This is a genomic window from Aeromonas sp. S8(2024) (assembly GCF_041403085.1).
Lineage (GTDB): Bacteria > Pseudomonadota > Gammaproteobacteria > Enterobacterales > Aeromonadaceae > Aeromonas > Aeromonas dhakensis.
This window is the reverse complement of the sequence record NZ_JBGLRF010000012.1, coordinates 44,957-70,971: the sequence shown is the minus strand read 5'-3', so window position 1 is coordinate 70,971 and position 26,015 is coordinate 44,957. Positions and strand designations below refer to the sequence as shown.

24 protein-coding genes are annotated in these 26,015 nt (G+C 58.1%); 11 read left to right on the top strand and 13 right to left on the bottom strand.

Going from position 1 to position 26,015, the window contains the following annotated elements:
• Nucleotides 1-139: 139 nt before the first annotated feature.
• The 4 genes from ACB031_RS20910 to putP all read left to right on the top strand — a co-directional run bounded on the left by ACB031_RS20910 (nucleotide 140) and on the right by putP (nucleotide 5,623).
• On the top strand, nucleotides 140-1,339 hold the full coding sequence (locus ACB031_RS20910) for an acetate kinase (protein ID WP_201892698.1): 1,200 nt from the start codon (nucleotides 140-142) through the stop codon (nucleotides 1,337-1,339).
• A gap of 122 nt (nucleotides 1,340-1,461) precedes the next feature.
• Complete coding sequence (locus ACB031_RS20905; protein WP_005304793.1) at nucleotides 1,462-2,703, top strand: mechanosensitive ion channel family protein; 1,242 nt, start codon at nucleotides 1,462-1,464, stop codon at nucleotides 2,701-2,703.
• 186 nt (nucleotides 2,704-2,889) lie between these two features.
• Nucleotides 2,890-3,816 (top strand): L,D-transpeptidase family protein, encoded by a 927-nt coding sequence (locus tag ACB031_RS20900; protein WP_005304791.1) that lies wholly within the window; start codon nucleotides 2,890-2,892, stop codon nucleotides 3,814-3,816.
• Nucleotides 3,817-4,105: 289 nt separating this feature from the next.
• Nucleotides 4,106-5,623 (top strand): sodium/proline symporter PutP, encoded by a 1,518-nt coding sequence (gene putP, locus ACB031_RS20895; RefSeq protein ID WP_017766278.1) that lies wholly within the window; start codon nucleotides 4,106-4,108, stop codon nucleotides 5,621-5,623.
• A gap of 119 nt (nucleotides 5,624-5,742) precedes the next feature.
• Here putP and ACB031_RS20890 read toward each other — a convergent pair whose 3' ends face one another.
• The 5 genes from ACB031_RS20890 to ACB031_RS20870 all read right to left on the bottom strand — a co-directional run bounded on the left by ACB031_RS20890 (nucleotide 5,743) and on the right by ACB031_RS20870 (nucleotide 10,568).
• Nucleotides 5,743-6,522 (bottom strand): alpha/beta fold hydrolase, encoded by a 780-nt coding sequence (locus ACB031_RS20890; protein ID WP_371140177.1) that lies wholly within the window; start codon nucleotides 6,520-6,522, stop codon nucleotides 5,743-5,745.
• Nucleotides 6,523-6,852: 330 nt separating this feature from the next.
• Nucleotides 6,853-8,682 carry an ATP-binding protein gene (locus ACB031_RS20885; RefSeq protein ID WP_371140176.1) on the bottom strand — a complete coding sequence of 610 codons (1,830 nt, stop codon included), beginning with the start codon at nucleotides 8,680-8,682 and terminating at the stop codon, nucleotides 6,853-6,855.
• Nucleotides 8,683-8,757: 75 nt separating this feature from the next.
• Entirely contained in the window at nucleotides 8,758-9,186 is a 429-nt protein-coding gene (locus ACB031_RS20880) for a VOC family protein (RefSeq protein ID WP_371140175.1), read from the bottom strand.
• Between the two features lie 334 nt (nucleotides 9,187-9,520).
• Nucleotides 9,521-10,105, bottom strand: coding sequence for an MliC family protein (locus ACB031_RS20875; RefSeq protein WP_274438188.1), 585 nt, complete (start codon nucleotides 10,103-10,105; stop codon nucleotides 9,521-9,523).
• 100 nt (nucleotides 10,106-10,205) lie between these two features.
• Nucleotides 10,206-10,568 (bottom strand): DUF2061 domain-containing protein, encoded by a 363-nt coding sequence (locus ACB031_RS20870; RefSeq protein ID WP_005304770.1) that lies wholly within the window; start codon nucleotides 10,566-10,568, stop codon nucleotides 10,206-10,208.
• Nucleotides 10,569-10,754: 186 nt separating this feature from the next.
• On the opposite strand from ACB031_RS20870, the gene ACB031_RS20865 reads away from it, so the two are divergent.
• Nucleotides 10,755-10,961, top strand: coding sequence for a hypothetical protein (locus ACB031_RS20865; RefSeq protein ID WP_026139273.1), 207 nt, complete (start codon nucleotides 10,755-10,757; stop codon nucleotides 10,959-10,961).
• 94 nt (nucleotides 10,962-11,055) lie between these two features.
• On the opposite strand, the gene ACB031_RS20860 is transcribed toward ACB031_RS20865, so the two are convergent.
• Genes ACB031_RS20860 through ACB031_RS20850 form a run of 3 tightly spaced genes read right to left on the bottom strand, consistent with a single transcriptional unit; the run spans nucleotide 11,056 to nucleotide 14,268 of the window.
• Nucleotides 11,056-11,910 (bottom strand): 23S rRNA (adenine(2030)-N(6))-methyltransferase RlmJ, encoded by an 855-nt coding sequence (locus ACB031_RS20860; RefSeq protein WP_371140174.1) that lies wholly within the window; start codon nucleotides 11,908-11,910, stop codon nucleotides 11,056-11,058.
• Nucleotides 11,904-12,365, bottom strand: a complete 462-nt coding sequence (locus ACB031_RS20855; RefSeq protein ID WP_054543460.1) for a DUF2390 domain-containing protein — start codon at nucleotides 12,363-12,365, stop codon at nucleotides 11,904-11,906. The genes ACB031_RS20860 and ACB031_RS20855 overlap by 7 nt, the downstream gene beginning before the upstream one ends.
• Nucleotides 12,358-14,268, bottom strand: coding sequence for an ABC transporter ATP-binding protein (locus tag ACB031_RS20850; protein WP_139751959.1), 1,911 nt, complete (start codon nucleotides 14,266-14,268; stop codon nucleotides 12,358-12,360). Before ACB031_RS20850 ends, ACB031_RS20855 begins: the two co-directional genes overlap by 8 nt.
• A gap of 156 nt (nucleotides 14,269-14,424) precedes the next feature.
• Here ACB031_RS20850 and ACB031_RS20845 point away from each other — a divergent pair, with 156 nt between their 5' ends.
• Entirely contained in the window at nucleotides 14,425-14,838 is a 414-nt protein-coding gene (locus ACB031_RS20845) for a CBS domain-containing protein (RefSeq protein ID WP_005304756.1), read from the top strand.
• 80 nt (nucleotides 14,839-14,918) lie between these two features.
• Here the strand turns inward: ACB031_RS20845 and ACB031_RS20840 are convergent, their stop codons facing one another.
• Nucleotides 14,919-15,374, bottom strand: a complete 456-nt coding sequence (locus ACB031_RS20840) for an NfeD family protein (RefSeq protein WP_042007075.1) — start codon at nucleotides 15,372-15,374, stop codon at nucleotides 14,919-14,921.
• A complete protein-coding gene (locus ACB031_RS20835) occupies nucleotides 15,371-16,291 on the bottom strand; it encodes an SPFH domain-containing protein (protein WP_005304750.1) in 921 nt (306 codons plus the stop codon). Before ACB031_RS20835 ends, ACB031_RS20840 begins: the two co-directional genes overlap by 4 nt.
• 187 nt (nucleotides 16,292-16,478) lie before the next feature.
• On the opposite strand from ACB031_RS20835, the gene cysG reads away from it, so the two are divergent.
• The 5 genes from cysG (at nucleotide 16,479) to cysC (ending at nucleotide 22,838) form a co-directional block, all read left to right on the top strand.
• The gene (gene cysG / locus ACB031_RS20830) at nucleotides 16,479-17,903 is read left to right on the top strand and encodes a siroheme synthase CysG (protein WP_371140173.1); all 1,425 of its coding nucleotides are present in this window, start codon (nucleotides 16,479-16,481) and stop codon (nucleotides 17,901-17,903) included.
• Between the two features lie 103 nt (nucleotides 17,904-18,006).
• Nucleotides 18,007-18,915 (top strand): sulfate adenylyltransferase subunit CysD, encoded by a 909-nt coding sequence (cysD, locus tag ACB031_RS20825; RefSeq protein ID WP_005304721.1) that lies wholly within the window; start codon nucleotides 18,007-18,009, stop codon nucleotides 18,913-18,915.
• 24 nt (nucleotides 18,916-18,939) lie between these two features.
• Nucleotides 18,940-20,367 (top strand): sulfate adenylyltransferase subunit CysN, encoded by a 1,428-nt coding sequence (cysN, locus tag ACB031_RS20820; protein ID WP_371140172.1) that lies wholly within the window; start codon nucleotides 18,940-18,942, stop codon nucleotides 20,365-20,367.
• Nucleotides 20,368-20,371: 4 nt separating this feature from the next.
• Nucleotides 20,372-22,096: an SLC13 family permease gene (locus ACB031_RS20815; protein ID WP_324008293.1), complete on the top strand. Its 1,725-nt coding sequence runs from the start codon at nucleotides 20,372-20,374 to the stop codon at nucleotides 22,094-22,096.
• 148 nt (nucleotides 22,097-22,244) lie between these two features.
• Nucleotides 22,245-22,838 (top strand): adenylyl-sulfate kinase, encoded by a 594-nt coding sequence (gene cysC, locus ACB031_RS20810; protein WP_371140171.1) that lies wholly within the window; start codon nucleotides 22,245-22,247, stop codon nucleotides 22,836-22,838.
• Between the two features lie 228 nt (nucleotides 22,839-23,066).
• On the opposite strand, the gene ACB031_RS20805 is transcribed toward cysC, so the two are convergent.
• The 3 genes from ACB031_RS20805 to ACB031_RS20795 form a co-directional block, all read right to left on the bottom strand.
• The gene (locus ACB031_RS20805) at nucleotides 23,067-24,089 is read right to left on the bottom strand and encodes a hypothetical protein (protein ID WP_371140170.1); all 1,023 of its coding nucleotides are present in this window, start codon (nucleotides 24,087-24,089) and stop codon (nucleotides 23,067-23,069) included.
• A 144-nt stretch (nucleotides 24,090-24,233) separates the two neighbouring features.
• A complete protein-coding gene (locus ACB031_RS20800) occupies nucleotides 24,234-24,650 on the bottom strand; it encodes a hypothetical protein (RefSeq protein WP_371140169.1) in 417 nt (138 codons plus the stop codon).
• Nucleotides 24,651-25,392: 742 nt separating this feature from the next.
• On the bottom strand, nucleotides 25,393-26,010 hold the full coding sequence (locus ACB031_RS20795; RefSeq protein ID WP_371140168.1) for a nucleotidyltransferase domain-containing protein: 618 nt from the start codon (nucleotides 26,008-26,010) through the stop codon (nucleotides 25,393-25,395).
• Nucleotides 26,011-26,015 lie beyond the last annotated feature (5 nt).

Sequence of the window (26,015 nt, the reverse complement as noted above, 5' to 3'; positions counted from 1 at the left end):
ATCATCCGGATTTGCACTTAACATATTGAAAAATTGGGCGCACTTTCCTGCGACCATAAGCCCCCGGCAGGGGAATCCCATCCATGTTGGATGACACGACACTGTCGGCATAAAGCCGAAGCACAGGAAGATGTAGAACATGAGCAAGTTGGTATTGATCCTTAACTGCGGTAGCTCTTCCCTGAAATTTGCCGTAATGGACGCCGAAACAGGTGAGGACATGCTGTCCGGCCTGGCCGAATGCTTCAATCTGGATGATGCACGTATCAAATGGAAACTCCACGGCGTCAAGGGCGAGGCCATGCTGGGCGCGGGTGCCGCGCACCAGGAAGCCCTCGACCACATCGTGGGTCACATCCTGCCGCAGGATCCGACCCTGGCCGAGCAGCTGGTGGCCATCGGCCATCGCATCGTGCACGGCGGCGAGCAGTTCTCCCGTTCCGTTCGCATCGATGACAGCGTGATCGCCGGTATCGAAGCCGCCATTCCGTTCGCTCCCCTGCACAACCCGGCGCACCTCATCGGCATCCGTGCCGCCCTCAAGGTCTTCCCGGCGCTGGCAGAGAAGAACGTGGCCGTGTTCGACACCGCCTTCCACCAGACCCTGCCAGAGGAAGCCTACCTCTACGCACTGCCCTACAAGCTCTACAAAGAGAACGGCATCCGCCGTTACGGCGCCCACGGCACCTCCCACCGCTTCATCGCACAAGAGACCGCCAAGGCGCTGGGCAAGCCGCTCGAAGAGCTCAACATCATCAACTGCCACCTGGGTAACGGCGCTTCCGTCTGCGCCATCCGTGGCGGCGAATCCGTCGACACCTCCATGGGGCTGACCCCGCTGGAAGGGCTGGCGATGGGCACCCGCTCCGGCGACATCGACCCCGCTGTAGTCTTCTTCATGCACGACCAGCTCGGTTACAGCGTGGAGCAGATCAACCACACCCTGACCCGTGAGTCCGGCCTGCTGGGCATGACAGAGGCGAGCAGCGACTGCCGCTATGTCACTTCCAACTACGCCACCGATGCCGGTGCCAAGCGTGCGCTGGACGTGTTCACCTACCGGGTGGCCAAGTATGTCGGTGCCTATGCCGCCGCCATGGATGGTCGTCTGGACGCCCTGGTGTTCACCGGTGGTATCGGTGAGAACGCCGCCATGGTGCGCGAGATGGTGCTGGATCGTCTGGCCCTGTTCGGCTTCAAGGTCGACAAGGAAGCCAACAACGCCGCCGTGCTGGGCGGCGAGGGCCCCATCACCGCCGAAGGCAGCCGCCTGGCGCTGGTGATGCCCACCAACGAAGAGCTGGTCATCGCCCGCGATGCCCTGAGCCTGGTCGGCTAACGCCCCTCGCTCCCAGACAACGCCCGGCCCCTGCCGGGCGTTGTCGTTTGTGGGCCGGTGCCCATTTGACATGGGGTGGCAGATACGTACCCTGACCGCAGTTTCACGCACAGGAGGATGGGATGAAGGAGACGATTTTTCGCTGGCTGGCCGGGCTCGGACTGGAGGTGACCGGCATGACGGGGCTGGTGATCGCCCTCGGCTTCATCGTGCTCACCTCGCTGGTGCTGCACATGCTGCTGCACCGGGTGCTGCTGGTACGGCTGGTGGGCGTGCTCGGCAAGACCATGCAGGTGTGGCTGCCGCCCCAACTGCAGCAGCGGCTGTTCTACCGGCTCGCCTTCGTGTTGCAGGGGGCCGTGTTGCTGGGGCAGGCCGAGATCTGGCTGCCGCGCGACTCCGAAAGCCTGCAGCTCATAGAGACGGTGGCCCAGCTCTGGATCCTGCTGTTCCTGCTGCTGGCGCTGTTCGCCCTGCTCGACTGCCTGCTGTCGGTGAGCCGCTATACCCGGCTCGGGCGGGATCTGCCCCTGCGCGGCATCTTCCAGGGGGTGAAGCTGGTGGGCAGCATCCTGGTGGGCATCCTGATGATCGCCCTGCTGCTAGGCAAGTCGCCGCTGTTCCTGTTCAGCGGCCTGGGGGCCATGACCGCGGTGTTGATGCTGGTGTTCAAGGACCCCATCCTTGGCCTGGTAGCCGGCATCCAGCTCTCCGCCAACCGCATGCTGAGCGTCGGTGACTGGCTGCAGATGGACAAGTACGGCGCGGATGGCGAGGTGACCGACATCGGCCTCACCACGGTCAAGGTGTCGAACTGGGACAAGACCATCACCACCATCCCCACCTATGCCCTCATCTCCGACTCCTTCAAGAACTGGCAGGGGATGACGGAGTCGGGCGGGCGGCGCATCAAGCGCAGTGTCAACATCGACATGACCAGCGTGCGCTTCCTGACGGCGGACGAACAGTTGCAGCTCAAGCAGGCCCAGCTGCTGGCGCCCTATCTGAGCCGCAAGGAGCAGGAGCTGAGCGCCTACAACCAGCAGCTGAGCGACGCAATCAGCTGCCCCATCAACGGCCGCCACCTCACCAACCTCGGCACCCTGCGCGCCTATCTGGACGCCTACCTGCGCGCCCACCCCGGCATTCGCAAGGACATGACCCTGATGGTGCGCCAGCTGGCGCCGACCACGGACGGCTTGCCGCTGGAGATCTACTGCTTCACGGCGACCACCGCCTGGGCCGATTACGAAGGGATCCAGGCCGACATTTTCGACCACATTTTTGCCATCATCGAGCAATTTCATCTGCGGTTGCACCAATCTCCCACAGGTTACGATATGCGCGCCTGGCAAAAGGGGTGAACGGCCATCAGACCAGGGCTGGCGGCGGATAAAAAAAGCGATATTAATCGCTGACCCGCCGCCACTTGTCAGTTGAAATTTGCCCGGCAGAGGAGAAAAATGGCGGCCTTCTCTCCGCCCCCGGATCGCCTGCCGCTCCCGGGTCAGCCCAGAGTCTTGAACCACGTCATCCATTACAGGAAAGTTATGAAGCTCCTCCACACTACTGCGGCCGCGCTGTGCTGCAGCCTCCTCTTGGGCGCCGCGCCTGCGCTCGCTGTTGAATACGCCCTGCCTGCGGCCAACAGCCGCCTGGTGGGTGAAAATCTGGAATACGTGGTCCCGGCCGAAGAAAACGGCCAGCCGCTGGAGGCCGCCGCCGCCAAATTCCAGCTGGGGCTGACCAACATGCTGGAGGCCAACCCCAAGGCGGATCCCCTGCTGCTGCAGACCGGCGAGAAGCTGATCGTGCCGCACCAGCTGATCCTGCCGGATGCACCCCGTGAAGGGATCGTGCTGAACGTGGCCGAGATGCGCCTCTACTACTACCCGAAAGGCAAGAAGGTGGTGGAAGTGCTGCCCATCGGGATCGGCCAGCTCGGTACCGACACCCCGGAAAACTGGGTGACCAGCGTGCAGCGCAAGAAGGCGGGCCCGACCTGGACCCCGACCGCCAAGATGCATGCCGAATATGCCGCCCGTGGCGAGACCCTGCCGGCCGTGTGGCCGGCCGGCCCGGACAACCCCATGGGGCTGTTCGCGCTCTACATCGGCAAGATGTACGCCATCCACGGCACCAACGCCCAGTTCGGCATCGGCCTGCGGGTGAGCCACGGCTGCGTGCGCCTGCGCAATGACGACATCGAGTACCTGTTCAAGAAGGTACCGGTCGGTACCCGCGTGCAGTTCGTCAACCAGCCCATCAAGGCCAGTGTCGAGCCGGATGGCCGCCGCTACCTGGAAGTACATCAGCCGCTCTCCCGCAATCAGGAGGAGTTCAACTCCAGCCTGCCTGCGCCGCTGCCGATGACCCCGGCGGTGACCCGCTTCATCGCCCACGCCGACAGCGACTCCCAGCTGGTCAAGCAGGCGCTGGAGCAGCGCAGCGGCATGCCGATCGCGATCAATCGCTGATTGGTGCTTGCCGACATGGCCCCGACTTCTGGTCGGGGCTTTTTTTTTGCCGCCGTGGCGGGATCGGGCCCCTGAACATGCCCGGTGGATAAGCAGTTGCTGCGTCAGGATAAAATCTGGCGGAACGGGGCAAAGCTGGTCTGTTGGTTAAAGATGAAACGTTTATATTGTGTTTTCTGTTTGTTAAAAAAGGTTGAGGTCATGGGATCTGCTGATTAAGCTAGGGCGGTTTTTTTAAGGAAGAGTCCGTCGTCAGAACGGGCACACACGTCACATAACGGAGTTTTGAATGACAGCCAGCACACCCATGCTCATCACCTTTCTGGTGTATATCCTCGGGATGGTCCTGATCGGCTTTATCGCCTATCGCGCCACCCGCAACTTTGACGACTACATTCTCGGCGGCCGCCGGATGGGGAGCTGGGTGACCGCTCTCTCCGCCGGTGCCTCCGACATGAGCGGCTGGCTCCTGATGGGCTTGCCGGGCGCCGTCTTCATCGGCGGCATCTCCGAGAGCTGGATCGCCATCGGCCTCACCCTGGGCGCCTACCTCAACTGGCGCTGGGTCGCCGGCCGGCTGCGGGTGCATACCGAGAAGAACCGCAACGCCCTGACCCTGCCGGACTACTTCACCTACCGCTTCGAAGACAAGAGCCGGGTGCTGCGCATCCTCTCCGCCCTGGTGATCCTGCTGTTCTTCACCATCTACTGCGCCTCCGGCGTGGTGGCCGGTGCCCGCCTGTTCGAGAGCACCTTCGGCATGAGTTATGACACCGCCCTCTGGGTCGGTGCCGCGGCCACCATCACCTACACCTTCTTCGGTGGCTTCCTCGCGGTGAGCTGGACCGATACCGTGCAGGCTACCCTGATGATCTTCGCCCTGATCCTCACCCCGGTGTTCGTCATCATCGCGGTGGGCGGCATCGACACCGCCATGGTGCAGGTGGCGGCGCAGAACGCCGGCAACCTCGACATGTTCAAGAACCTGGACTTCATCGCCATCATCTCGCTGATGGCCTGGGGCCTGGGCTACTTCGGCCAGCCCCACATCCTGGCGCGCTTCATGGCGGCGGACTCCCACCACTCCATGACCAATGCCCGTCGCATCAGCATGACCTGGATGGTGCTTTGCCTCGGCGGCGCCGTGGCCATCGGCTTCTTCGGCCTCTCCTACTTCTCCACCTTCACCGAGCAGGCTGGCGGCGTGACTGCGAACCCGGAGCGGGTCTTTATCGAGCTCTCCAAGATCCTGTTCAACCCCTGGATCGCCGGCGTGCTGCTCTCCGCCATCCTGGCGGCGGTGATGAGTACCCTCAGTTGCCAGCTGCTGGTCTGCTCCAGCGCCATCACCGAGGATCTCTACAAGCCGTTCCTGCGCAAGAACGCCTCCCAGCAGGAGCTGGTGTGGGTCGGTCGCGCCATGGTGCTGGTGATCGCGCTCATCGCCATCGCCGTCGCCATGAATCCGGAAAACCGGGTGCTGGGGCTGGTGAGCTACGCCTGGGCCGGCTTTGGTGCCGCCTTCGGCCCCGTGGTGCTGCTCTCCGTGCTCTGGTCACGGATGACCCGCAACGGCGCCTTGGCGGGCATGTTGGTGGGCGCTCTGACCGTCATCGTCTGGAAGCAGTTCGGCTGGCTGGGACTCTATGAAATCATCCCCGGCTTCCTCTTCTCCGGACTCGCCATCCTGGTGTTCAGCCTGCTGGACAAGGCCCCCTCCAAGGCCATGCTGGAGCGCTTCGACGACGCCGAGCGCGAGTTCCAGACCCCGCCGGATGCGCTGGGTCAACCGGCAACCGTCAACTGAGTTGGCTACTGCGATAATAAAAAGCCCCGCGATGCGGGGCTTTTTTATGGCGCTCAGGTGGGCAAAGCCTGCGGTGCGACTGGTGTAGAGCACACAAGCCGGTCGGCAAGGGTCTCTGCCTACCCTTGCGCTGCGAGCCAGCACTGAAGCTGCTGCACAAACAGTGCGGGCTGCTCGATGGGGTAGAGATGGCCGACATCCGCCACCTGCAGACGCTGGCAGGCGGGGATGGCGTTGCCAAGTGCCTCGCACACTTGCGCAAACAATGCTCTGGTCTGTGCGCCCTGCACGATGCAGATGGGCAGCCCGAACCCGGCCAGCCGCGACGGCGACCAATCCGGCCGCTCGCTATGGCTCAGTTGCTTGGGCAGGCTGGCGGCCTCTGCCAGTTGGGCTTGCTGCCACTTGAGGGGTTGCGCGGCAAAGTAGCCTGGGCGGCCCCCCGAGCCATCGATCAGGGTGGCCACCGCCTCTTGCAACTGCCCCGCTTCAACCTGACCAAACACGGGGCCGAACATGGCGCCGGCATCGGTCATAAAGGCGGCGAGCCCCTGCTCATCCAGCACCCCCGGGCAGCCCGGCTCCACCAGATAGAGGCTTTGGACGCGCTCCGGAGCTTGCAAGGCGACCGTCAACGCCACATCCGCCCCATAAGACCAGCCGACCAGGTGGACAGGCCCACACGCCAGCTGTGCTAGCAGCGCCAGCAGATCGCCGGCATGGGTCTCAAGTCCGAAAGGCCCCTCTTTGCCCGCCTCGCCAAAGTGGCGCAGGGTGGGGGCATAGACGGTGTAGTGCTGCGAGAGCAGCTCGATATGTTCGAGCCAGAGGGTGTGGTTGGCCAGTGCGCCATGGATCAGCAGCAGCGGTTCGCCGCTACCCGCCTGCAGGCAGGGCATTGGGCTGCCATTGATGATAAGGTGTGAGTCTGTGACTGCATATCAACGTCTCCTCGGCGTGTCGTAGAAGTGGGGGTATATATAACAATGGTGAGGAGGACGGTTATTTAAGTTACTTGCCATTTCATTATAAAGATATTTATCGGCGGAAACCTATAGTTTCAGCTTGTGATGATGTCGATGAGTTTCATACCGGATCAAAGTGTAAACATAAAGCAGGTAAGGGGGGCGATGATATAAAGTATAGTTCGCTATTGCAAATATGGGGGAGTGTAATTCAGACACCGGCTTTAGGCCGGCATCTGGTAGTCACAGTATCGTTCATGAATGTTAAATATCGATATCTAATTGACATCTGGATCTTACTTGATTAATGAAAACTCCTAAACTAGGAGACATTTTTTGGCTGAACATGCTTTCCCAAGCATCCTCCCAATTATCGTTTAAAGAAAAAGTTCTTTTATTTGTTTTTACATTTATTACCTTACTGGAAAGCCATGGTTGATTTAGAAGCCTGGCATCTCTTAATGCTCTGGATACATTGTTTGAAAATTTTGGTTTATTAGGTGGTGTTAGGTATTTATTTATTGATGATGTCATATCTGCACCTGTCGATGTAGGTATTCCCTTCACAGCTTGTATTACGAGTGCCATAAAAATCAAAGGTATATATTCAGTGCCAAGTGATGACAAAGTGTTTATGTTTTTAGGGACGACAGATTGAATTACCTTTTCTATATTGACTATCTTTCCATCGATAACTTTAAGCTCATCCCAAAGTACTCCGCTAGTTTTCCTCCATGCTGCGGCAGAACCTTTTCTTTCTGGTATTTGCTCAATGATATCTCGGTCTTTCAAGCGGAGAAATACAGATTTCATTTTGTTTTCGCTCTTTATCCCTGTAATCTCTCGGCCGATTTTATTAGTTATCTCCTCGTGTTCACGAAGATAATCTATTACTAACTCCTCTGGTGAGGCAAGAGACTGATGATATATGAATACTAGAACTGAATCATCTGTCTCAACTATTTCTGGAGCCTTCAATCTTAATAGGTTCATTGCTCTAAATGCAGTATTTAATCCCTCTCCTACATCTTTGTTTGGCGGCTCCGGAAATTTGTTTATTAATCTAACTAGGGTTGGGTTTCTTGCGCTTTGAGTATCCAAAATGTTTTTTGTTGTAACATGTCCAGGCAATTTCCCTGGGCTTTCAATTTCAACTCTGTTATCAAAAATACGAATTTGAACATCAGCTGCAATACTGTAGTCTCTATGCAATACAGCATTAGTTATTATTTCGTGTATTGTTTCATGTGGGTATGTGATTGAAATAAGACTCTTGTCGCCTAATCTTTTAATATTTTCAATTATTTTCTTTGTCTTATCTACAGCTTGGTAAATTAAGTTGTAGGCATCTCCTTCAACTGTTAATGGTACTCCATCTAGAAACTCCCTGCCAATATCCTCTTCGCGAGTTTTATATCGCATGATTTTAATACTGCATCTTTTGGCTAAGTATATGGCTGGTTCATCACAGAAAAGAAGTACTCCTACAACCTTAGCTTGCTCATCGCGAATAAGCTCTTGATTCTCTAAGTACTTTATAGGCTCTGAGTGTGGGATTATATTTATCATGAAGTTGGTGATGGATTTACTTTCTTTTAATTTTTTATGATTAACATCGATCCATTCATCTTCAAAGGTAAATATGCCTTTGTCAAATTTTAATTTGGCAATATCATCATCTTTTTCTATCTTAATTTTTCCTGCGTTTTGCCTTACAAATATTTCTCCTTTTGTAGATTTAACAATGTGCTTAATTTTTTTTACAATAATGTGTAGAACATACCCTGTCTTATTCTCACAGCTTAAAAACTCAAATGTAAGGTGGTTTCCAAACGGATGTGCATTGAAAAGGACATGAATAACGTCATTTGCAGCTTCTTGATCAGCATAACCATTCCACCGTCTTAAACCTGTTCTAGAATCTTCTTCAATGCCAAGATATATATCCCCACCTCCTGAGTTTGCAAAAGCAGATACAGTTTCAGATAATTTTGCTGGTTTAATTTCTTTAGCCTTTACATCAGTAAGATAGCCTTCCTCTATATTTATAATGTTTTCCGCTTGGTTATTATCAATTTCAAATGCATTAATCATTTTTCAACTCATCCTTTGATTCTTTATTGTTTAATTCATTGTTTACGGCCCTTGCTAAAGATGGATAATCATTTGTTAGTAAGTAATGACCACTGATTCCGCGTTACGCTTTGCCTCGCCGTGATACACCGCTTCGATATTATTGCCATCCGGATCGAAGACAAAGGCGGCGTAATAGCCGGGGTGATAGACCCGCTCGCCGGGGGCGCCGTTGTCCTGGCCGCCATGGGAGAGCGCTGCCTGATAGAAGCGATCCACCATGGCCCTGTCTTGTGCCTGAAAGGCGAGGTGGTGGTGGCCGGTCAATGCACCCAGCGCCGCCGGGCTGTCGATGGCGGTGACAAACAGCTCGTCTGCCCAGAAGTAACCCTCACCCGTGCCGCCTATGGGAATATCGAGGGCGGCCAGTGCGGCCGTGTAAAAGCGCTGGCTGGCGCCCAGGTCTTTCACCACCAGCTGGAGATGGTCGATCAGCCGACCGCGATGCAGTGTTTGTGTTTCCATACACCACCTTGCTTTGCATGTTGTGGAGGAGTCGCCGGCCGGCCCCTTGCTGTGAGCGGCAGGGTTGGCAAGCCGATGGCATGGCTACCGCCCCTGAATTTCAGCTTCCAGTGTGCTGCTTGTTACCTGTGAGAGGGTTGGCATGGCTCATGGGGAGACTCCGACGAGGCGAATGTTGCCATTTGGCCATAGTAACGCCCCTTGGATGGGGGAAAAGGGGGCAGCGAGTTATTTCTGAGCAAGATCAATAAATTGATAGATATGGCGAGAGCAGAGGGGGTGGGCAGGAGAAGGCGGCGTGGATGCCGCCGCCCCCAAGTGATCGGTTTCTGGATTAGCGCTGCGTGCAGGTGAGAGTTGGCTGGCCGACACGCTCTAGCCTGGCTTCGCCCCCCTTGGTAAACAGGGTAAGGTTTTGCCCTTCATAACGGGCACCGCTGGCGCTGGGGGTTTCATAGGCGAGCACCTGCAGCGGGTCAGTACCCTCGTCCAGGTTGATCACCGCGGCGGGCCGCTTGGCCTCGTTGTAGAAGTAGGTGGAAAGAGTGATGTTCTTGCCACACAGGTAGTTCACCGGTGCTGGCACCATCAGCTGGCCCCCTTTTATCTGCAACTCGGTGATCCGCAGCTGGTAGCTATCTTCCACGCACTGGCGCAGATCGCCCGCCTTCCAGCAGTCGTTGCGCCCCTTGATCCAGCCGCGCTGGATGGCGCGCTCGGTTTTCTGCTGCTCGGGTGAGAATGCGGCAATTGCCTTGGGGTAGAGGGCCGCCAGCTCGTTATCCAGCGCCGCCAGCGCGGCATCCTTGCAGATCAGGGTTTCGGCGGCGCCTTTCGCCTTGGCGCAATCGAAAGAGGGGGTGGCAGCGGTGGCCAATAAAGGGGCAAACAGCAGAGTGGCAAGCAAGGTCTTGTTCATCGAGGGGGCTCCAGCAAGGGGGACCCGGCTACTAAAGCACAATGGCGCTGGGCCGCCGAGCATTTTTTGCGCCGGGCGGCCCCAGACAAGGGGAGGGAGATCAGGCGAGCGCCAGGGACTGGCGGGCGCGCCACAGTCGCTCGTGGAAGAAGAACACCACTGTGTTGATGGCAGGCTCGATCATCGCCATCACGCCGCCGGTGAGCAGCTCGCCGCTCAGCAGGTAGGCGACGCCGAAGGCTACCGAGAAGTGCACCAGGGCGAAGCTGCTGGTCTTGGCCTGCAGGCTGTGGTGGGGCTTGAGCTTGTGCCAGCCAAGATCGTGGAAGTAGAAGGCAACCGTGTTGACGGCGGGTTCGATCAGGGCGATCAGGCTGGCGGTGAGCAGTTCACCGGTCAGCAGGTAAGCCACGGTGAAGGCCACGGTGAAGTGCAAAACGGCAAAGCTGATGGTCTTTTTCATGATGGCGGCTCCCTCTGGTGATGAGCAGAGTATCCCCCGAAACCCCACTAAATGAAAACTATTCTCATCTGATGGTTGGATAGGGAGGGCCTATCAAGTGAGAATGCCCTCACCGGATTGGGAGTTGCCAGGGGCCACAGCGGCGCTAGAGTGAGCCTTTGCCATGAAAAAGGAGCTTTCATGCATATGAATATCAACGCCACCCTGATGGGGCAGTTCATCCTGTTGCTGATGATCATCGTAGGGGTACTGGCCTATTGGCTGGCTCGTCGCAGAAGCGAGCGCCCCGCCCTGATCGCCACCCTTTGCGCTTTGCTCTCCCTGTTTCCACCCTTGGGTCTGTTGGCCCTGCTGTTGCTGGTCTTGCACCTGGACAGATCCTCCGGCCCCTGATTGCCAGCCAGGGTACTCGAGCTGCCCGCCGATCCTGCCAATAAAAAGGGCCTGCAGTGGCAGGCCCTTGGCTGTGTGCGAGTGATGCAAGGCGTTACGCTTCAACCTTGTTGAGCCACTCCACCTTGTACTGGGCGCCGGCGCCCTGGGCCAGCTTGGCGCACAGGGGTTTCAAGAAGGCGTCGATCTGTTCGTCCAGCATCCAGGGGGGGCTCACTATCAGCATGCCTGAGCCATTCATTCCCCAGTCGGCGGTCTGGCCGGCCACTTCCAGCTCAGCCACCAGCACGTTGCCGAAGTTCTCGCGCTTGATGGCGCGCAGCATGTCGCGGGACTTGTCCGCCTCTTCCCCCAGAATGGGATACCAGAGGGCGTAGATGCCGGTGGCCCAGCGTTTTTGCGCCTTTTTCAGGGTATCGACCACTGCGAAGTAGTCTTCTTTGAGCTCATAGGGCGGGTCTATCAGCACCAGGCCGCGGCGCGGAGTGGGCGGCAGCAGGGCCACCAGCCCCTCGAAGCCATCGCGATGGTGGACGGCGACACGGGGGTCGTAACCCATGTTGGCGCGCAGGTCCTCCACCTCGTTGTTGTGCAGCTCCATCAGCGCCAGCTTGTCCTGCTCGCGGGCGAGGCGGCGCGACAGCTCCGGCGAGCCGGGGTAGTAGCGCAACTGACCATCGCTGTTCATCTCCTCGATAACGCCCAGATAGGGGGCCATGGCAGACCACTGGGCCCGCTCGTTCCACAGCCGGCCGATGCCGTCGGCATATTCCGCCTTCTTCTGCGACCAGTCGCCGCGCAGGTCGTAGAGACCGCCACCGGCATGGGTGTCCAGCACGATGAAGGGTTTCTCCTTCTTCTTGAGGGACTCGATGATCAGGGCCTGAACGGCGTGTTTCAGCACGTCGGCGTGGTTGCCGGCGTGAAAGGCGTGGCGATAACTCAGCATATTAGGTCTCTGAGGGGGCCCTGCTGGGCCCCCAGTAACGATAGATAGTTCAACAGGTTGCGGCTGTCGCCGCGAAACAGGGTGAGGCTGCGCAGGGTCTGCAGCAGCACCCCTTGTTGCAGTCGCTCCAGCTCCAGCTCGTGGGCCAGCATGGCCTGATACTCCTGCTCGCCGAGCCGCGCCTTGGCGCTCGAACGCAGGGTGCGCCAGGGGCCGAGCACCGCCTCGGTCTGCACCAGCGCCGGTTGCAGGTCGGTGAGATCCACCGGGATGCTGCTCTGATCCAGCCGGTGCAGCAACAGGGCCAGGTTGACGTTGCCCCCCAGCGCCTGCACGCTGAGCCAATCCTGGCTGCGCGCACCGTAGGTTTCGCCGCTCCAGTGCCAGAAGTCGAGCGGGCCCGGCAGTTCGTGGGCGTCGATCCGCTCGCTCGTCATCAGCTGTTCGTCACGCAAGGAAGGCCTGCTCCATGGTTTCCAGCTCCTCACTGAGGCTCATCCACTCCAGCTCGACCCCTTCCAGCTCCTCCTTGATGGGGCCCTGGGACTTGAGCAGTTCGGAGAGCTTCTGCTTGGCGCTCTCTTCATAGATGGCGGGGTCGGCCAGCTGCTCTTCCACCGCGGCCAGCTTGGCCTGCAGCTTCTCCATGCTGGTTTCGAGCTTCTCCAGCTTCTGGCGCAGCGGTCGGGTCGCTTGCCGGAACTCCGCCTCGCGCCGCTTCTGATCCTTGCGCGCCACCGCCGAGTTGGCGGAGACGACGCCGTCCTCCTGCTTGGCGTTGGCCTCTTTCTCCTGCTCGCCGAGCCACTTGTGGTAGTCGTCCAGATCGCCGTCGAAGGCCTCGACCCGGCCACCGTGCACCAGATAGAAGTCATCTGTGGTGGTACGCAGCAGGTGACGGTCGTGGGAGACCACCACCATGGCGCCCTCGAACCCTTGCAGCGCCATGGTCAGGGCGTGGCGCATCTCCAGATCCAGGTGGTTGGTCGGTTCATCCAGCAGCAGCAGGTTGGGCTTTTGCCAGGTGATGAGGGCCAGCACCAGCCGCGCCTTCTCGCCGCCGGAGAAGGGGGCCACCTTGTCGAGCGCCTTGTCACCGTGAAAGCCAAAGCTGCCCAGATAGTTGCGCAGCTCCTGCTCGGTCTTGTCCGGCGCGAGGCGTACCAGATGATCGAGGGGTGAGTCATCCAGGCGCAGGGTTTCCAGCTGATGCTGGGCGAAGTAGCCGATGCTCACCCCGGCGCTCACTTCCAGCTTGCCGGAGAGCGGCGGGTTGGAGCCCGCCAGCATCTTGATGAAGGTGGATTTGCCGGCGCCGTTGCGACCGAGCAGGCCGATGCGCGAGCCCGGTACCAGGTTGAGTTTGATCTTCTCCAGGATCACCTTGTCGCCGTAACCGGCGCTGAGGTTCTCCATGGCAATCAGCGGGGTCGGCAGGGCCGACGGCTCGCGAAACTCGAAGCTGAACTCGGAGTCGGCATGGGCGGGCAGGATCTTCTCCATCCGCTCCATGGCCTTCAATCGGCTCTGGGCCTGACGGGCCTTGGAGGCCTTGTAGCGGAAGCGATCCACATAGGATTGCATGTGGGCCATCTCCCGCTGCTGCTTCTCGTACATGGACTGCTGCTGGGCCAGGTGTTCGGCGCGCTGCAGTTCGAAGTCGGAGTAGCCGCCGCTGTATTCGTTGAGCTTGCCGTTCTCGATATGGATGATGCGAGTCACCACAGAGTCGAGGAAGTCGCGGTCGTGAGAGATGAGCACCAGCGTGCCCTGATAGCCCTTGAGCCACTTCTCCAGCCAGATGACGGCGTCGAGATCCAGGTGGTTGGTCGGTTCATCGAGCAGCAGCAGATCGGAGCGGCAGAGCAGCGCCTGGGCCAGGTTCAGGCGCATGCGCCAGCCACCGGAGAAGCTGCGTACCGGCGAGCCGAGCTGCTCGTCGCCAAAGCCGAGGCCGTGCAACAGCTCGGCTGCGCGGGCGCGGATGCTGTAGGCGCCTATGGTGTCGAGCTTGCCGTGCAGCTCGGCCACCAGCAGACCGTTGTCATCCCGCTCGGCCTGGGCGAGCTCGGCCTCCAGCGCGCGGAACTCCTTGTCGCCGTCGATCACGTAGTCGAGGGCGGAGCAGTCCAGCGCCGGGGTCTCCTGTGCCACTCCGGCAATCTGCCAGCCGGCGGGCAGGCTGAAGCTGCCGCTGTCGATGGCCAGCTCGCCCCGTACCAGTGCAAAAAAGGTGGACTTGCCACAGCCGTTCTTGCCCACCAGACCCACTTTGTGGCCGGGGTGAATGGTGGCGGATGCGTTGTCCAGCAGCTTGCGGCCGCCGCGGATCAGTTCGATTTGACTGGCAACTATCATGGATTGGTCTGCTTGGCTCAAATGAAGGAGAAAAACTGGCGCGGATCTTACGTGAAATGGCGCCGGTTTGCACTTTAGGTACGGGCCTGCTACTGGCTGGCACCACAAAAACATGTCATAACAGAACTATCAATCAGTATGACGGTGGAGGCTAGCATGCTGCATATCAGGGACATCATGACGACCCGGGTCGCCACCGTATCCATGGACGACAGGTTGAGCGTCATCAAGGAGATCTTCGAGCAGGCCCACTTTCGCCACCTGCTGGTGCTGGAAGAGGAGGAGCTGGTAGGAGTCATCTCCGATCGGGACCTTTTTCGTGCCATCAGCCCCTATCTCGACTCCGAGGCCGAGATGAGCCGCGACACCGAGACCCTCAACCGGCGCGCCCACCAGATCATGAGCCGCCACCCCATCACCATCGCCCCCCAGCTTACGGTGCGGGAAGGGGTCAAGCTGATGCTGGAGAAGAACGTCTCCTGCCTGCCGGTGCTGGAAAACGGCGCCCTGGTCGGCATCATCAGCTGGAAGGATCTGCTGCGCGCCGCCCTCGACAGCGACGCCTTCTAGTCCGCCGGCACGGCTTGCAAGAGAATGAAAAAGGGCTCCGCGGAGCCCTTTGTTGTTGGACACTGGCGCCTGCCCTCGTGTCAGGACAGCGGCTCTACCAGCAGGATATGGGAGTCATGCCCCATCACCCGCACCTTGCTGCCGGCGAGCAGTGGCTGGCTGCAGCGCACCGTCCAGGCGGTGTCGTCCAGGTGTACCCGGCTCATCCCCTGAGTCACGTCATCCAGCAGCACCAGCTCGCGCCCCAGATACCCCTGCATCCGCTCGTTGATGGGGGCGGCGGCATCTTGATCGGAGCGATCCCGGCGGTGCTGCCAGCGCCACCAGGCCCAGGTGGTGAGCAGGGATTGCAGGGCGAACAGCAGCAGCTGGGCCTGCCAGCCGAAGGGCCAGACCAGCAGCAGCAGGCCCACCTCCAGCGCGGCGATGCCGGTCCAGAGCAGAAAACCCACCGAGCCCAGCACCTCGATGGCCAGCAGCACGAAGCCGAGCCCCAGCCAGTGCCAGTGGGTCAGCCCCTCGAACAGGGCTGTCATGACTTGCCGCCCTTGCCATCCTTGAACAGCTCGGCCATGCCGGCGACGGCGCCGATCAGGCTGCCCGCCTCCAGCGGCATCATCACCACCTTGCTGTTGGGGCCTTCACCGATGCGGGCCAGCGCCTCTGTGTATTTCTGGGCCACGAAGTAGTTGATGGCCTGCAGATCCCCTTCGGCGATGGCTTTTGACACCATGTGGGTCGCCTTGGCTTCCGCTTCGGCGGCCCGCTCCCGCGCTTCGGCGGCGAGGAAGGCGGCCTGACGCTCGCCCTCGGCTTTGAGGATCTGGGACTGCTTCTCCCCTTCCGCTTTCAGGATCTTGGACTGGCGCACCCCTTCGGCCTCCAGTACCTCGGCCCGTTTCTGGCGCTCGGCCTTCATCTGGGCGTTCATGGCTTCGACCAGCGCCAGCGGCGGACGTACATCCTTGATCTCGATCCGGGTCACCTTGATGCCCCAGGGGGCGGTGGCCGCATCCATGGTGCGCAGCAGCTTCTCGTTGATGGTGTCGCGCTGGGAGAGCATCTCGTCCAGCTCCATGGCGCCCAGCACGGTCCGCATGTTGGTCATGGTCAGGTTGCGGATGGCGCTGGTGAGATCGTTGACCTCATAGCCGGCCTTGCGGGCGTCCACCACCTGCACGAAGCTGATGGCGTCTATGGTCACGTTGGCGTTGTCGCGGGAGATCACCTCTTGCGCCGGGATGTCCAGTACCTGCTCCATCATGATGATCTTGTGGCCGATGCGATCTATGTAGGGGATCAGCAGGTTGAGGCCGGGGGAGAGGGTGCGGGTGTAGCGGCCGAAGCGCTCCACGGTCCAGTTGTAACCCTGCGGCACTATCTTGATACCGGCGCTCAGGGTGAGAAGTACCAGAAACACAAAGATCCCCAGCACAATCAATGACTCATTCATCATTTAGCTCCTTATGAAACACTTTCACTAGCCTATGGCCTTGCGTGCGGCACCACAAGCGCCTTTGTCATCATACGGCTTTGTTAATTACTAAAATGCATTAAAAAGCATTTTTTATTATTTTGAGGGATAAGCAGCCCTGCCTATAGTCGCCCCATATTAGTCGTGTTCCGAGGGATGGGCCGAAATGGATTATTTGCCGATGTTTGCCAAGTTGGACGGTCGCCCGGTGCTGTTGGTGGGAGGGGGCGAAGTGGCCCTGCGCAAGGCGCGCCTGCTGCTGGCTGCCGGTGCCAGGCTGACCCTGGTCTCCCCCGAGCTGGAACCCGACTTCCATGAATTTGCCGGTCGCTTCACCCATCTGGCGGAGCGCTTCGTACCTGCCCATCTGGCGGGCCAGATCCTGGTGGTGGCCGCTACCGACGATCTCGAGGTGAACGCCCTGGTCTATCAGAGCGCCAACCAGCTCGGTCTGTTCGTCAACGTGGTGGATGACCCCAAGCGCTCCAGCTTTATCTTTCCTTCCATCATCGATCGCAGCCCCATCATGGTGGCCGTCTCCAGCGGCGGCAAGGCGCCTGTGCTGGTGCGCCTGCTGCGCGAGCGGCTGGAGAGCCTGCTGCCGCGCCACCTCGGCGGCCTGGCCGAACTCTCGGGTCGGGTACGCGACCGTGCCAAGCGGGTGCTCTCCTCCATTTCCGACCGTCGCCGCTTCTGGGAGCGGGCGTTTGCCTCCAACACCCTGGCCGGCCTGATTGAGAAAGACGATTGGCAAGGGGCCGAGCAGTGGCTGAACGAGGGGCTCGACAAAGCCCAGACCGAGGTGGGTGAGGTGGTGCTGGTGGGGGCGGGCCCCGGCGATCCGGGCCTGCTGACCCTCAAGGCGCTGCAACAGATCCAACAGGCCGAGGTGGTGCTCTATGACCAGCTGGTCTCCGCCGAGATCCTGGACCTGGTGCGCCGCGATGCGACCCTGGTGTCGGTCGGCAAGAAGGCAGGTGCCCACAGCGTGCCCCAGGAAGAGACCAATCGCCTGCTGGTGGAATACGCCAGGGCGGGCAACCGGGTGGTGCGGCTCAAGGGGGGCGACCCCTTCATGTTCGGCCGTGGCGGCGAGGAGCTGGAAGTGCTGGCAGAGGAGGGCATCCCCTTCTCGGTGGTGCCCGGCATCACGGCCGCCGCCGGTGCCACCGCCTATGCCGGCATTCCGCTGACTCACCGCGACCATGCCCAGAGCGCCGTCTTTATCACGGGCCACTGCCAGAAGGAGGGCAAGGAGCCCGACTGGCAGCAGCTCGCCGCCACCAGCCAGACCCTGGTGATCTACATGGGGCTGATGCGCTCCGAGCATATCCGCCAGCAGTTGGTGAGCCATGGCCGAAGCAGCGCCACCCCCATCGCCATCATCGAGCGCGGCACCACGGCGCGGCAGCGCGTGCTGACCGGCACCTTGGCGGAGCTGGCCGAACTGGCCGCCCAAGCGGTGAGCCCGTCGCTTATCGTCATAGGCGAGGTGGTTACCCTGCGTAAACAGCTCGCCTGGTTTGGCGAGACGGCGCAGGGGCAGGGGGCCGACAGCGGCCACGAGCTCAAGCTGGTGAGCCTGGCCTGAGGCCGAGACAGCAATCGATTTGACGGTGTTGCCATGGCGGCACCGACCTGAACCAAGACCGCGCACCGACCAGGCGCGTCAGCAATGAACCGAGGACCCAGACATGGACCGTGAAAGATTGACCCATCTGCAGCAACTGGAAGCCGAGAGCATCCACATCATCCGCGAGGTGGCTGCCGAATTTGAAAACCCGGTGATGATGTACTCCATCGGCAAGGACTCCTCCGTCATGCTGCACCTGGCCCGCAAGGCCTTCTATCCGGGCAAGATCCCCTTCCCCTTGCTGCACGTCGACACCGACTGGAAGTTCAAGGAAATGATCAAGTTCCGTGACGAGACCGCCAAAAAGTACGGGCTGGATCTCATCGTCCACAAGAACCCGGACGGCCTCGCCATGGGCATTAACCCCTTCGTGCATGGCAGCGGCAAGCACACCGACATCATGAAGACCGAGGGGCTCAAGCAGGCGCTCAACAAATACGGCTTCGACGCCGCCTTCGGTGGGGCCCGCCGCGACGAGGAGAAGTCTCGTGCCAAGGAGCGGGTCTACTCCTTCCGCGACAAGTCTCACCGCTGGGATCCGAAGAACCAGCGCCCGGAGCTGTGGCGCGTCTACAACAGCCAGGTCAACAAGGGTGAGAGCATCCGGGTCTTCCCGCTCTCCAACTGGACCGAGCTGGACATCTGGCAATACATCTATCTCGAGAACATCGACATAGTGCCGCTCTACTTCGCCGCTCATCGCCCAGTGGTGGAGCGCAATGGCATCAAGATCATGGTGGATGACGAGCGCATGCCCATCGGCCCGGAAGATGAAGTGAAGCAGGAGCTGGTGCGCTTTCGCACCCTCGGCTGCTACCCGCTGACCGGGGCCATCGAATCCAATGCCACCACCTTGCCGGAGATCATCGAAGAGATGTTGATCACTACCTCGAGCGAGCGGCAAGGGCGGCTTATCGACCACGATCAGGCCGGCTCCATGGAGCAGAAGAAGCGTCAGGGCTATTTCTAAAAAAATGTTCTAAGGAATCGCAACATGAACAACCACATTCAGACCGCCATCAGCGAACAGGGCATTGAAGCCTACCTGCACGCCCAGCAACACAAGAGCCTGCTGCGCTTTCTCACCTGCGGCAGCGTGGACGACGGCAAGAGCACCCTTATCGGCCGCCTGCTGCACGACTCCCAGCAGATCTATGAAGATCAGTTGAAGGCGCTGGAGTCCGACAGCCAGAAGCTCGGCACCACCGGCGAGAAGCTGGACCTGGCCCTGCTGGTGGACGGCCTGCAGGCAGAGCGCGAGCAGGGCATCACCATCGACGTGGCCTACCGCTACTTCTCGACCGCGAAACGCAAATTCATCATCTCGGACACTCCGGGCCACGAGCAGTACACCCGCAACATGGCCACCGGCGCCTCCACCTGCGATCTCGCCATCATCCTGATCGACGCCCGCAAGGGGGTGCTGGATCAGACCCGTCGCCACAGCTTTATCGCCAGTTTGCTGGGGATAAAACAGTTTGTGGTGGCGGTGAACAAGATGGACCTGGTGGAGTTCAGCCAGGAGGTGTTCGAGCGCATCAGTGCCGATTACCGCGAGTTCGCCAAGAAGCTCAGTGTCGACACCATCCACATCGTGCCGGTCTCGGCGCTGGACGGTGACAACGTGGTGAACCCAAGCGACAAGCTGGCCTGGTATCAGGGCGAGACCCTGCTCTCCTTGCTGGAGTCTGCCGAGGTGGAGCGCGAGCTGGAGCGCCATCCGGTGCGCCTGCCGGTGCAGTATGTGAACCGCCCCAACCTCGATTTTCGCGGCTTCGCGGGGACGCTCGCCTCCGGCATCCTGCGGGTGGGCGACCGGCTTGCTGTGCTGCCGTCGGGCAAAGAGAGCACAGTGACTCGCATCGTCACCTTTGACGGGGATCTGGAGTACGCCCTGCCGGGTCAGGCCATCACGGTCACCTTCGCGGACGAGATCGACATCAGCCGCGGCGACCTGCTGGTGGACGCGGCGAAAAAGCCCCAGGTGACCCAGAACGTGCTGGCCCACATCGTCTGGATGGGGGAAGAGTCCCTGCAACCGGGCCGGGTCTATGACGTCAAGCTGGCCACCAAGAAGAGTCGCGGCCAGGTGGAGGCCATCCGCCACCGCATCGAGATCAACAAGCTCGACGAGCTGCCGGCCTCCGAGCTCAAGCTCAACGAGATCGGCCTGTGCGAATTCAGCCTGACCGACCCGGTGGCGTTCGACCCGTACCAGGAGGTCCGCGATACCGGCAGCTTCATCCTGATCGACCGGCTGACCAACGTCACCGTCGGTGCCGGCATGATAGTGGAAGGGCTGGCGGCCAAGGTTATGGCAGGGCAATACAGCGAGTTCGAAGTCGAGCTCAACGCCCTGGTGCGCAAGCACTTCCCCCACTGGCAGGCGCTGACCATCAGCAACGATTCCGGCAAGGAGTAAGCCCATGACCTGGCAACAATCCCTGGTGCTGGGTCTGCTGGCTGCCCTCGTCGCCCTGCTGATCCAGGGCAAACTCCGGCCGGCGCTGCTCTTCTCGGGCGCCGTGCTCATCACCTACCTGAGCGGCCTGGCGGACATCAACGCCGTGGTGGCGGGCTACACCAACAGCGCCCTGCTGACCCTGGTGCTGCTGCTGCTGGTCTCCTTGGCGGTGGAAAAGACCCGGGTCATGAGCTGGTTCGCCAACCTGGTGGGCACCGGCTCGTTCAACAAGGTGCTGGTGAAGGTGTGGTTCTCCACCGCCTTCCTGTCGGCCTTCGTCAACAATACCGCCGTGGTGGCCTCCATGCTGGGGGCGGTCAAACGCAATCCCAACCATGCGCCCTCCCGGCTGCTGCTGCCCATGTGCTTCGCGGCGACCTTTGGCGGCGTGCTGACCCTGATCGGCACCTCCACCAACCTCATCGTCAACAGCTTCCTCATCAAGATGGGGGCCAAGCCGCTCGGCATGTTCGACTTCTTCATGGTGGGGGCGGGGACCCTGCTGACCGGCCTGGTCGCCGTGCTGCTGTTTGCCCGCCACCTGCCGGAGCAGGACACCGAGATGAGCCGCGAATCCGGCTATTTTCTCGAGGCCAAGGTAGGCCCCGGCTCGCCGATGGCCGGGCGCAGCGTCAAGGAGAACGGCCTGCGCAGCCTGAAAAGCCTCTATCTCGCCGAGATCATTCGTGGCAACCAGGTGATCTGCCCGGTGCAGCCGGAACACGAGCTGCACGAGGGGGACATGCTGCTGTTTTGTGGCGATGTGGAGAGCGTCGGCGTGTTGCAGGAGCTCAAGGGGCTGGATCTCTACGGCCAGCACCGCCTCAACGGCCAGCATCTGGTGGAGGTGATCGTCAGCCACAGCTCGCGGCTGGTGGGGCAGACCATCAAGGACGCCGAGTTTCGCACCCACTTCGATGCGGTGGTGCTGGCGGTGCGCCGGGGCGAGACCCAGCTCACCGGCGGCCTCGGCCAGATTGAATTGCACGCAGGGGACACCTTGCTGCTGGCCCCCGGCCCCAAGTTTGCGGGCAACAAGTCCCTCTCCCGGGAGTTCGTGGTAGTGAGCGGGCTGGAGGCCTCCACCCGGCTCGATGCCACGCGCAGCGCTGCCGTGGTACTGGGCTTTCTCGGGGTGCTGACCCTGTCGGTGCTCGATCTGGTGCCGCTGTTCAAGGGGCTGTTGGTGATGCTGGTGGTGCTGCTGTTCTCCCGCATTCTGACGTTGGACGAGATCCGCCGCCGCTTTCCGCTGGATATCTGGCTGGTGGTGGGCGGGGCGCTGGCCATCGCCGATCAGCTGGAAAAAAGCGGGCTGGCCAAGCTCATCGCCGACTGGCTGATGGGAGAGTTCAACGGCGCCAGCCCCATCATCGCCTTTATCGGCATCTACCTGTTTACCCTGGTGCTGACCGAGCTGATGAGCAACAACGCCGCGGCTGCGCTGGCCTTCCCCATGGGTTACCAGCTGGCGCTCAGCATGGATGTCTCCACCATGCCGTTCATTCTGGCGGTGCTGTTCGGGGCGAGCTCCAGCTTTATCCTGCCCTACGGCTACCAGACCAACCTGATGGTCTATGCCGCGGGCAACTACAAGATGCCGGATTACCTTAAATTAGCCCTGCCGGTCTCCCTGGCCTACAGCATCGGGGTGATCGTCATGGTGCCCCTGCTGTTTCCGTTTTAAGGGGGGCGCAACTGGGGGCTTGGTGCCTTGCAGGGAATAGGAATACACGACGACCGTGGCCCCCGTCAGTGGCGAGTGGCCAGAGGCTGAGCTCCAGGGGGCCAGACTGTTTCAGCATTGAGGCGCGCGCGCCAAGCAAGGAGTGTGAATGAGCAATATCGTGTGGCATGCCCATGCCGTGGACAAACAGAGCCGGGCCGAATTGAAAGGGCAAAAGCCCCTGGTGATCTGGTTCACCGGGCTCTCCGGGGCAGGTAAATCCACCCTGGCGGGGGCGCTGGAGCAGGCGCTGGCCGCGCAAGGCAAGCACACCTATCTGCTGGATGGGGACAATGTGCGCCACGGCCTCTGCGGTGATCTCGGCTTCGATGACGCCGCCCGCCAGGAGAATATCCGCCGGGTCGGCGAAGTGGCAAAACTGATGGTGGATGCGGGCCTTATCGTACTCACCGCCTTTATCTCGCCATTTCGTGCCGAGCGGGAGCTGGTGCGCAGCCTCTTGGGGCCGGACGAGTTTGTCGAAGTCTTTGTCGATGCCCCGCTCGCCGTCTGTGAAGAGCGCGACCCCAAGGGGCTCTATAAAAAAGCGCGGGCAGGGGAAATTCGTAACTTTACCGGTATCGATTCAGCCTACGAGGCCCCCGAACAGCCGGAAATCCACCTGCTCAACGCCGGCAAGCCGGTGGAAGCGCTGGTGGATGAGTTGTTGACTGCTCTAAGAATGCGGGAGTTGATTGATTAAGGTTAGTTGTTTGAAGATACCTAGGATTGATATCACAGGGGGGCATTTACCCCCTTGTTGATTTCTTTCCAATGATGCCCCTTGCTGTCAGTGGTTAACGGCTGAATGAGGCGTGTTATGCTTTGCTCAAAGGTGGATAGTCTCTGACTAACGTAAAGCTAACCGAGCGCGGCTCGATTAGCTGAAAAATAAAATCGCAAAATATAAGAGATCCAATTGGGTTTTGTGCTATGGGTTTTCCTCAAGATGATCTCTCAATTCTTTAGCCAAAATCTCAGCCTCGTCCTTTGAAAGATATGGCACTTTTATTGTTCGTGCCCAGAAAAAACTCTTGCCTGTTATCTCTGCTACCTTTCCAAATGGCATGGCCTTTATTGCCTCTCCCTTCTTTGGAATTGGTGTCAAAAACTCTACATCTCGATACAATGTTTCTTCGTCCGGTATTTTAATGCTGCCTTTCTTTACCCTTGCAGCAGCTACGAGTCCAGTCCATTTGTGTGAAAAGAATACAATGTCACCTGGATATACGTACTCAATGAATTTCTTTGCATCACCAAAGGCCGCAACTCGGCTATTCTCTATCATGTACCAAATTGAATTCTCATCCCAGCTTCTATTGGTATCAAATAAGACACCCTTTATATCACCTGGATTTTTATGCTTGTCATAGGGTAAGGCAAAGAATTCAAAATACTTGCTGCCTTCCAGTTCGTAGATTCGATAGGGCAGGAAATCAATTGAAATCCCTTGTTTTTTCCAGTAATCAACGGCATTTATAAGACTATCGTCTGCGGCGCTGCCAATTATGACAAGATGCTGTTTATTGTTTATGTCTTTTGCATCTAGTGGGTGCTCAAGGTTAAAAGCATCTTGGTGTGCATTATGTAATTCAATATTTTCATTGGTATATTTTTGGTATTTTTTTTGAAGTTTTGTGTAGCTCCATTGTCCAGCATCTTGTGCATAGCGAAGAGCCTGATGTACTGCACCTTCACCAGCAGATCCTCTTTTCAGCTCGAAAATGATGAGCTCGCCTTTTTCATTCAACGCATAAATATCAGCCTCAGCCTGATATTGGCGTTCTTGGAATATTGGCATCAAGCTCGCGTCTTCAAATAGAACATCAAGAATACTCTTGGCAATCAATTCTTCCAAGTCTTTTTCAAGGTGCCCGAAGCTAGAAAAGTCTTTGAATATTACAGGTTCGAGTCTATCAAACCTCCCGTCAGATGAGCCTAGCTTATACAACATTGGTTACTTATCCTTTGAGCATAATGCCCTGTTAAGGGGGGGGGCAGCGGAATACATATGTTTCTACACATCATCGAAAAAATCAAACGCAACGTATAGTAAAAACGTCAAGAGTATCTAATAAGTCACAAACAGTTTTGTTAGCTATTTATCCAATTGTCTATAGTCTGTTGTGAAACCGTCAAAAGATGAATCTGGTATGTGTATTCTACAATTTAACCTTACTCCACTGTAATTCTCAGTAAATGAAAACTGTGTTGTAGTTGTCGCTTCATTCCTTAATACTCGAGGGTTCTTGTAGCGGTTATCAACGACAAAAGTTCTATCTCTCAGCCGCTCAAACGCTCGATGTAATCCGCTATCAGCACCAAGATAAAAGGATGCGTTCATTAAAGCTTCAACTTGTTGGAAGCTATATTGTTGAATTGGATTGCTAATTATGTAATCTATAGCATCCTCTAATCGACATGTTTCGATTGGGATTAAATAAGCTTCTTTCATCAATTTAAGTGCATAGTTGCATCCAATAGCAACACCTTTCGCCTCAATACTATTTTTCATTTTCTACCTATTGTAATTTCTTTAAATATTTGCGCCTTGTGTAAGGGGCTCAGAAATCTGGGACACCCACCAATTTGACTGCATCTCGTATGTTGGGCTAAAAATCGTAGATTGGTGCTGAACGCAGTGAAGTCCAACGTTTACCGTGCAACGTATCTGCACATTTGTTTTCCCGATCTATGTTTATCCTGCTCTGGTTGGCTTGACCGTCCTCGTCTATTGGGCTTGGCTATACGCTGTGCCAACTTACAAAAACAACGCTACCGCCCCTGAATTTCAGCTTCCAGTTTGCTGCTTTACCTGCGTTTTGGTACTGGCTTGGCTCATGGCTGACTCCGACAGGAGGTTGCCAAGCGGCTATGTTACCGAACGGGGTTGGGGTGAAAAGCGCAAGAGGGCAGTTTTCTGAGCAAGATCAATAAATTAATAAATAACGAGCGGCGATATGGACAATCAACATTGGCGGCCACCAGATCAGTGGGTAAAGCGGATGGTGAAGCGGCAATCTCGCCCTTTTGTTGGCGAGAATTAAAAAAACTATGGGCCTGTGGACTCATATGGTTTTTCTGCGGTGATTGCTTGTGTGCTGTTTATCTGGTTTGGCGCGCCGGTATGGCGTCTGCAGGCGTACTTCGTGGTGATGCCGTAGGGACTTTCTTTAACTGACTCACCAGCCGGTGGCAATTGAGTTTAAAAACTCATCGTGAAAACCTTACGCGCTATATATTGATTTTGGACATTGCTATATACGTGCAACCTGCTTTGCCAAGGCGGCCAACAGATCAATATTTAACGGCTCTTTATACATTTTCTCAAATAGATTGAAAGTCGGCTGGTCATGCTGCTGCAAATAATGAAGGCTTTTCTTTGAGCCTAGATACCACAAGTCGCGCATGTCAAAATATATCTCCAGAAGGTCATGTTGAAGCCAGGTACGACGATAATGACTATCTATGTCTTTATCATGCGCACGCTCCAGCATTTTCATCACCCACTGTTGAAGGTGTGCCTTATCCACCTCCGACGTTGCCGGTTTGCCATCTGCTAGCTTCTGCTTAACGCGAGCCAGGTAGCTGCTCCCTAAACCTTGTGTATCATAAATGACTTTTCCGTCACCGAAGCGAAGGGCTTCTTTTGGAATTGAACTTAGATAATCGGTTGGGTAAACCCATACATCAAGATAGATGCCATGAAATAACCTCGCATCCCTTTGTTCGCTCGTGTGATCACAGAAACAGGCTATATCGATATCACTGGTTTCGGTTGCATCATTGCGGGCATAAGAACCATAAAGAATGATTGTATGAGGTGCATATTTTCCTTTCAGCTCTTCCATTGCCAAATCTAGAATGTTGTTCATTTCTA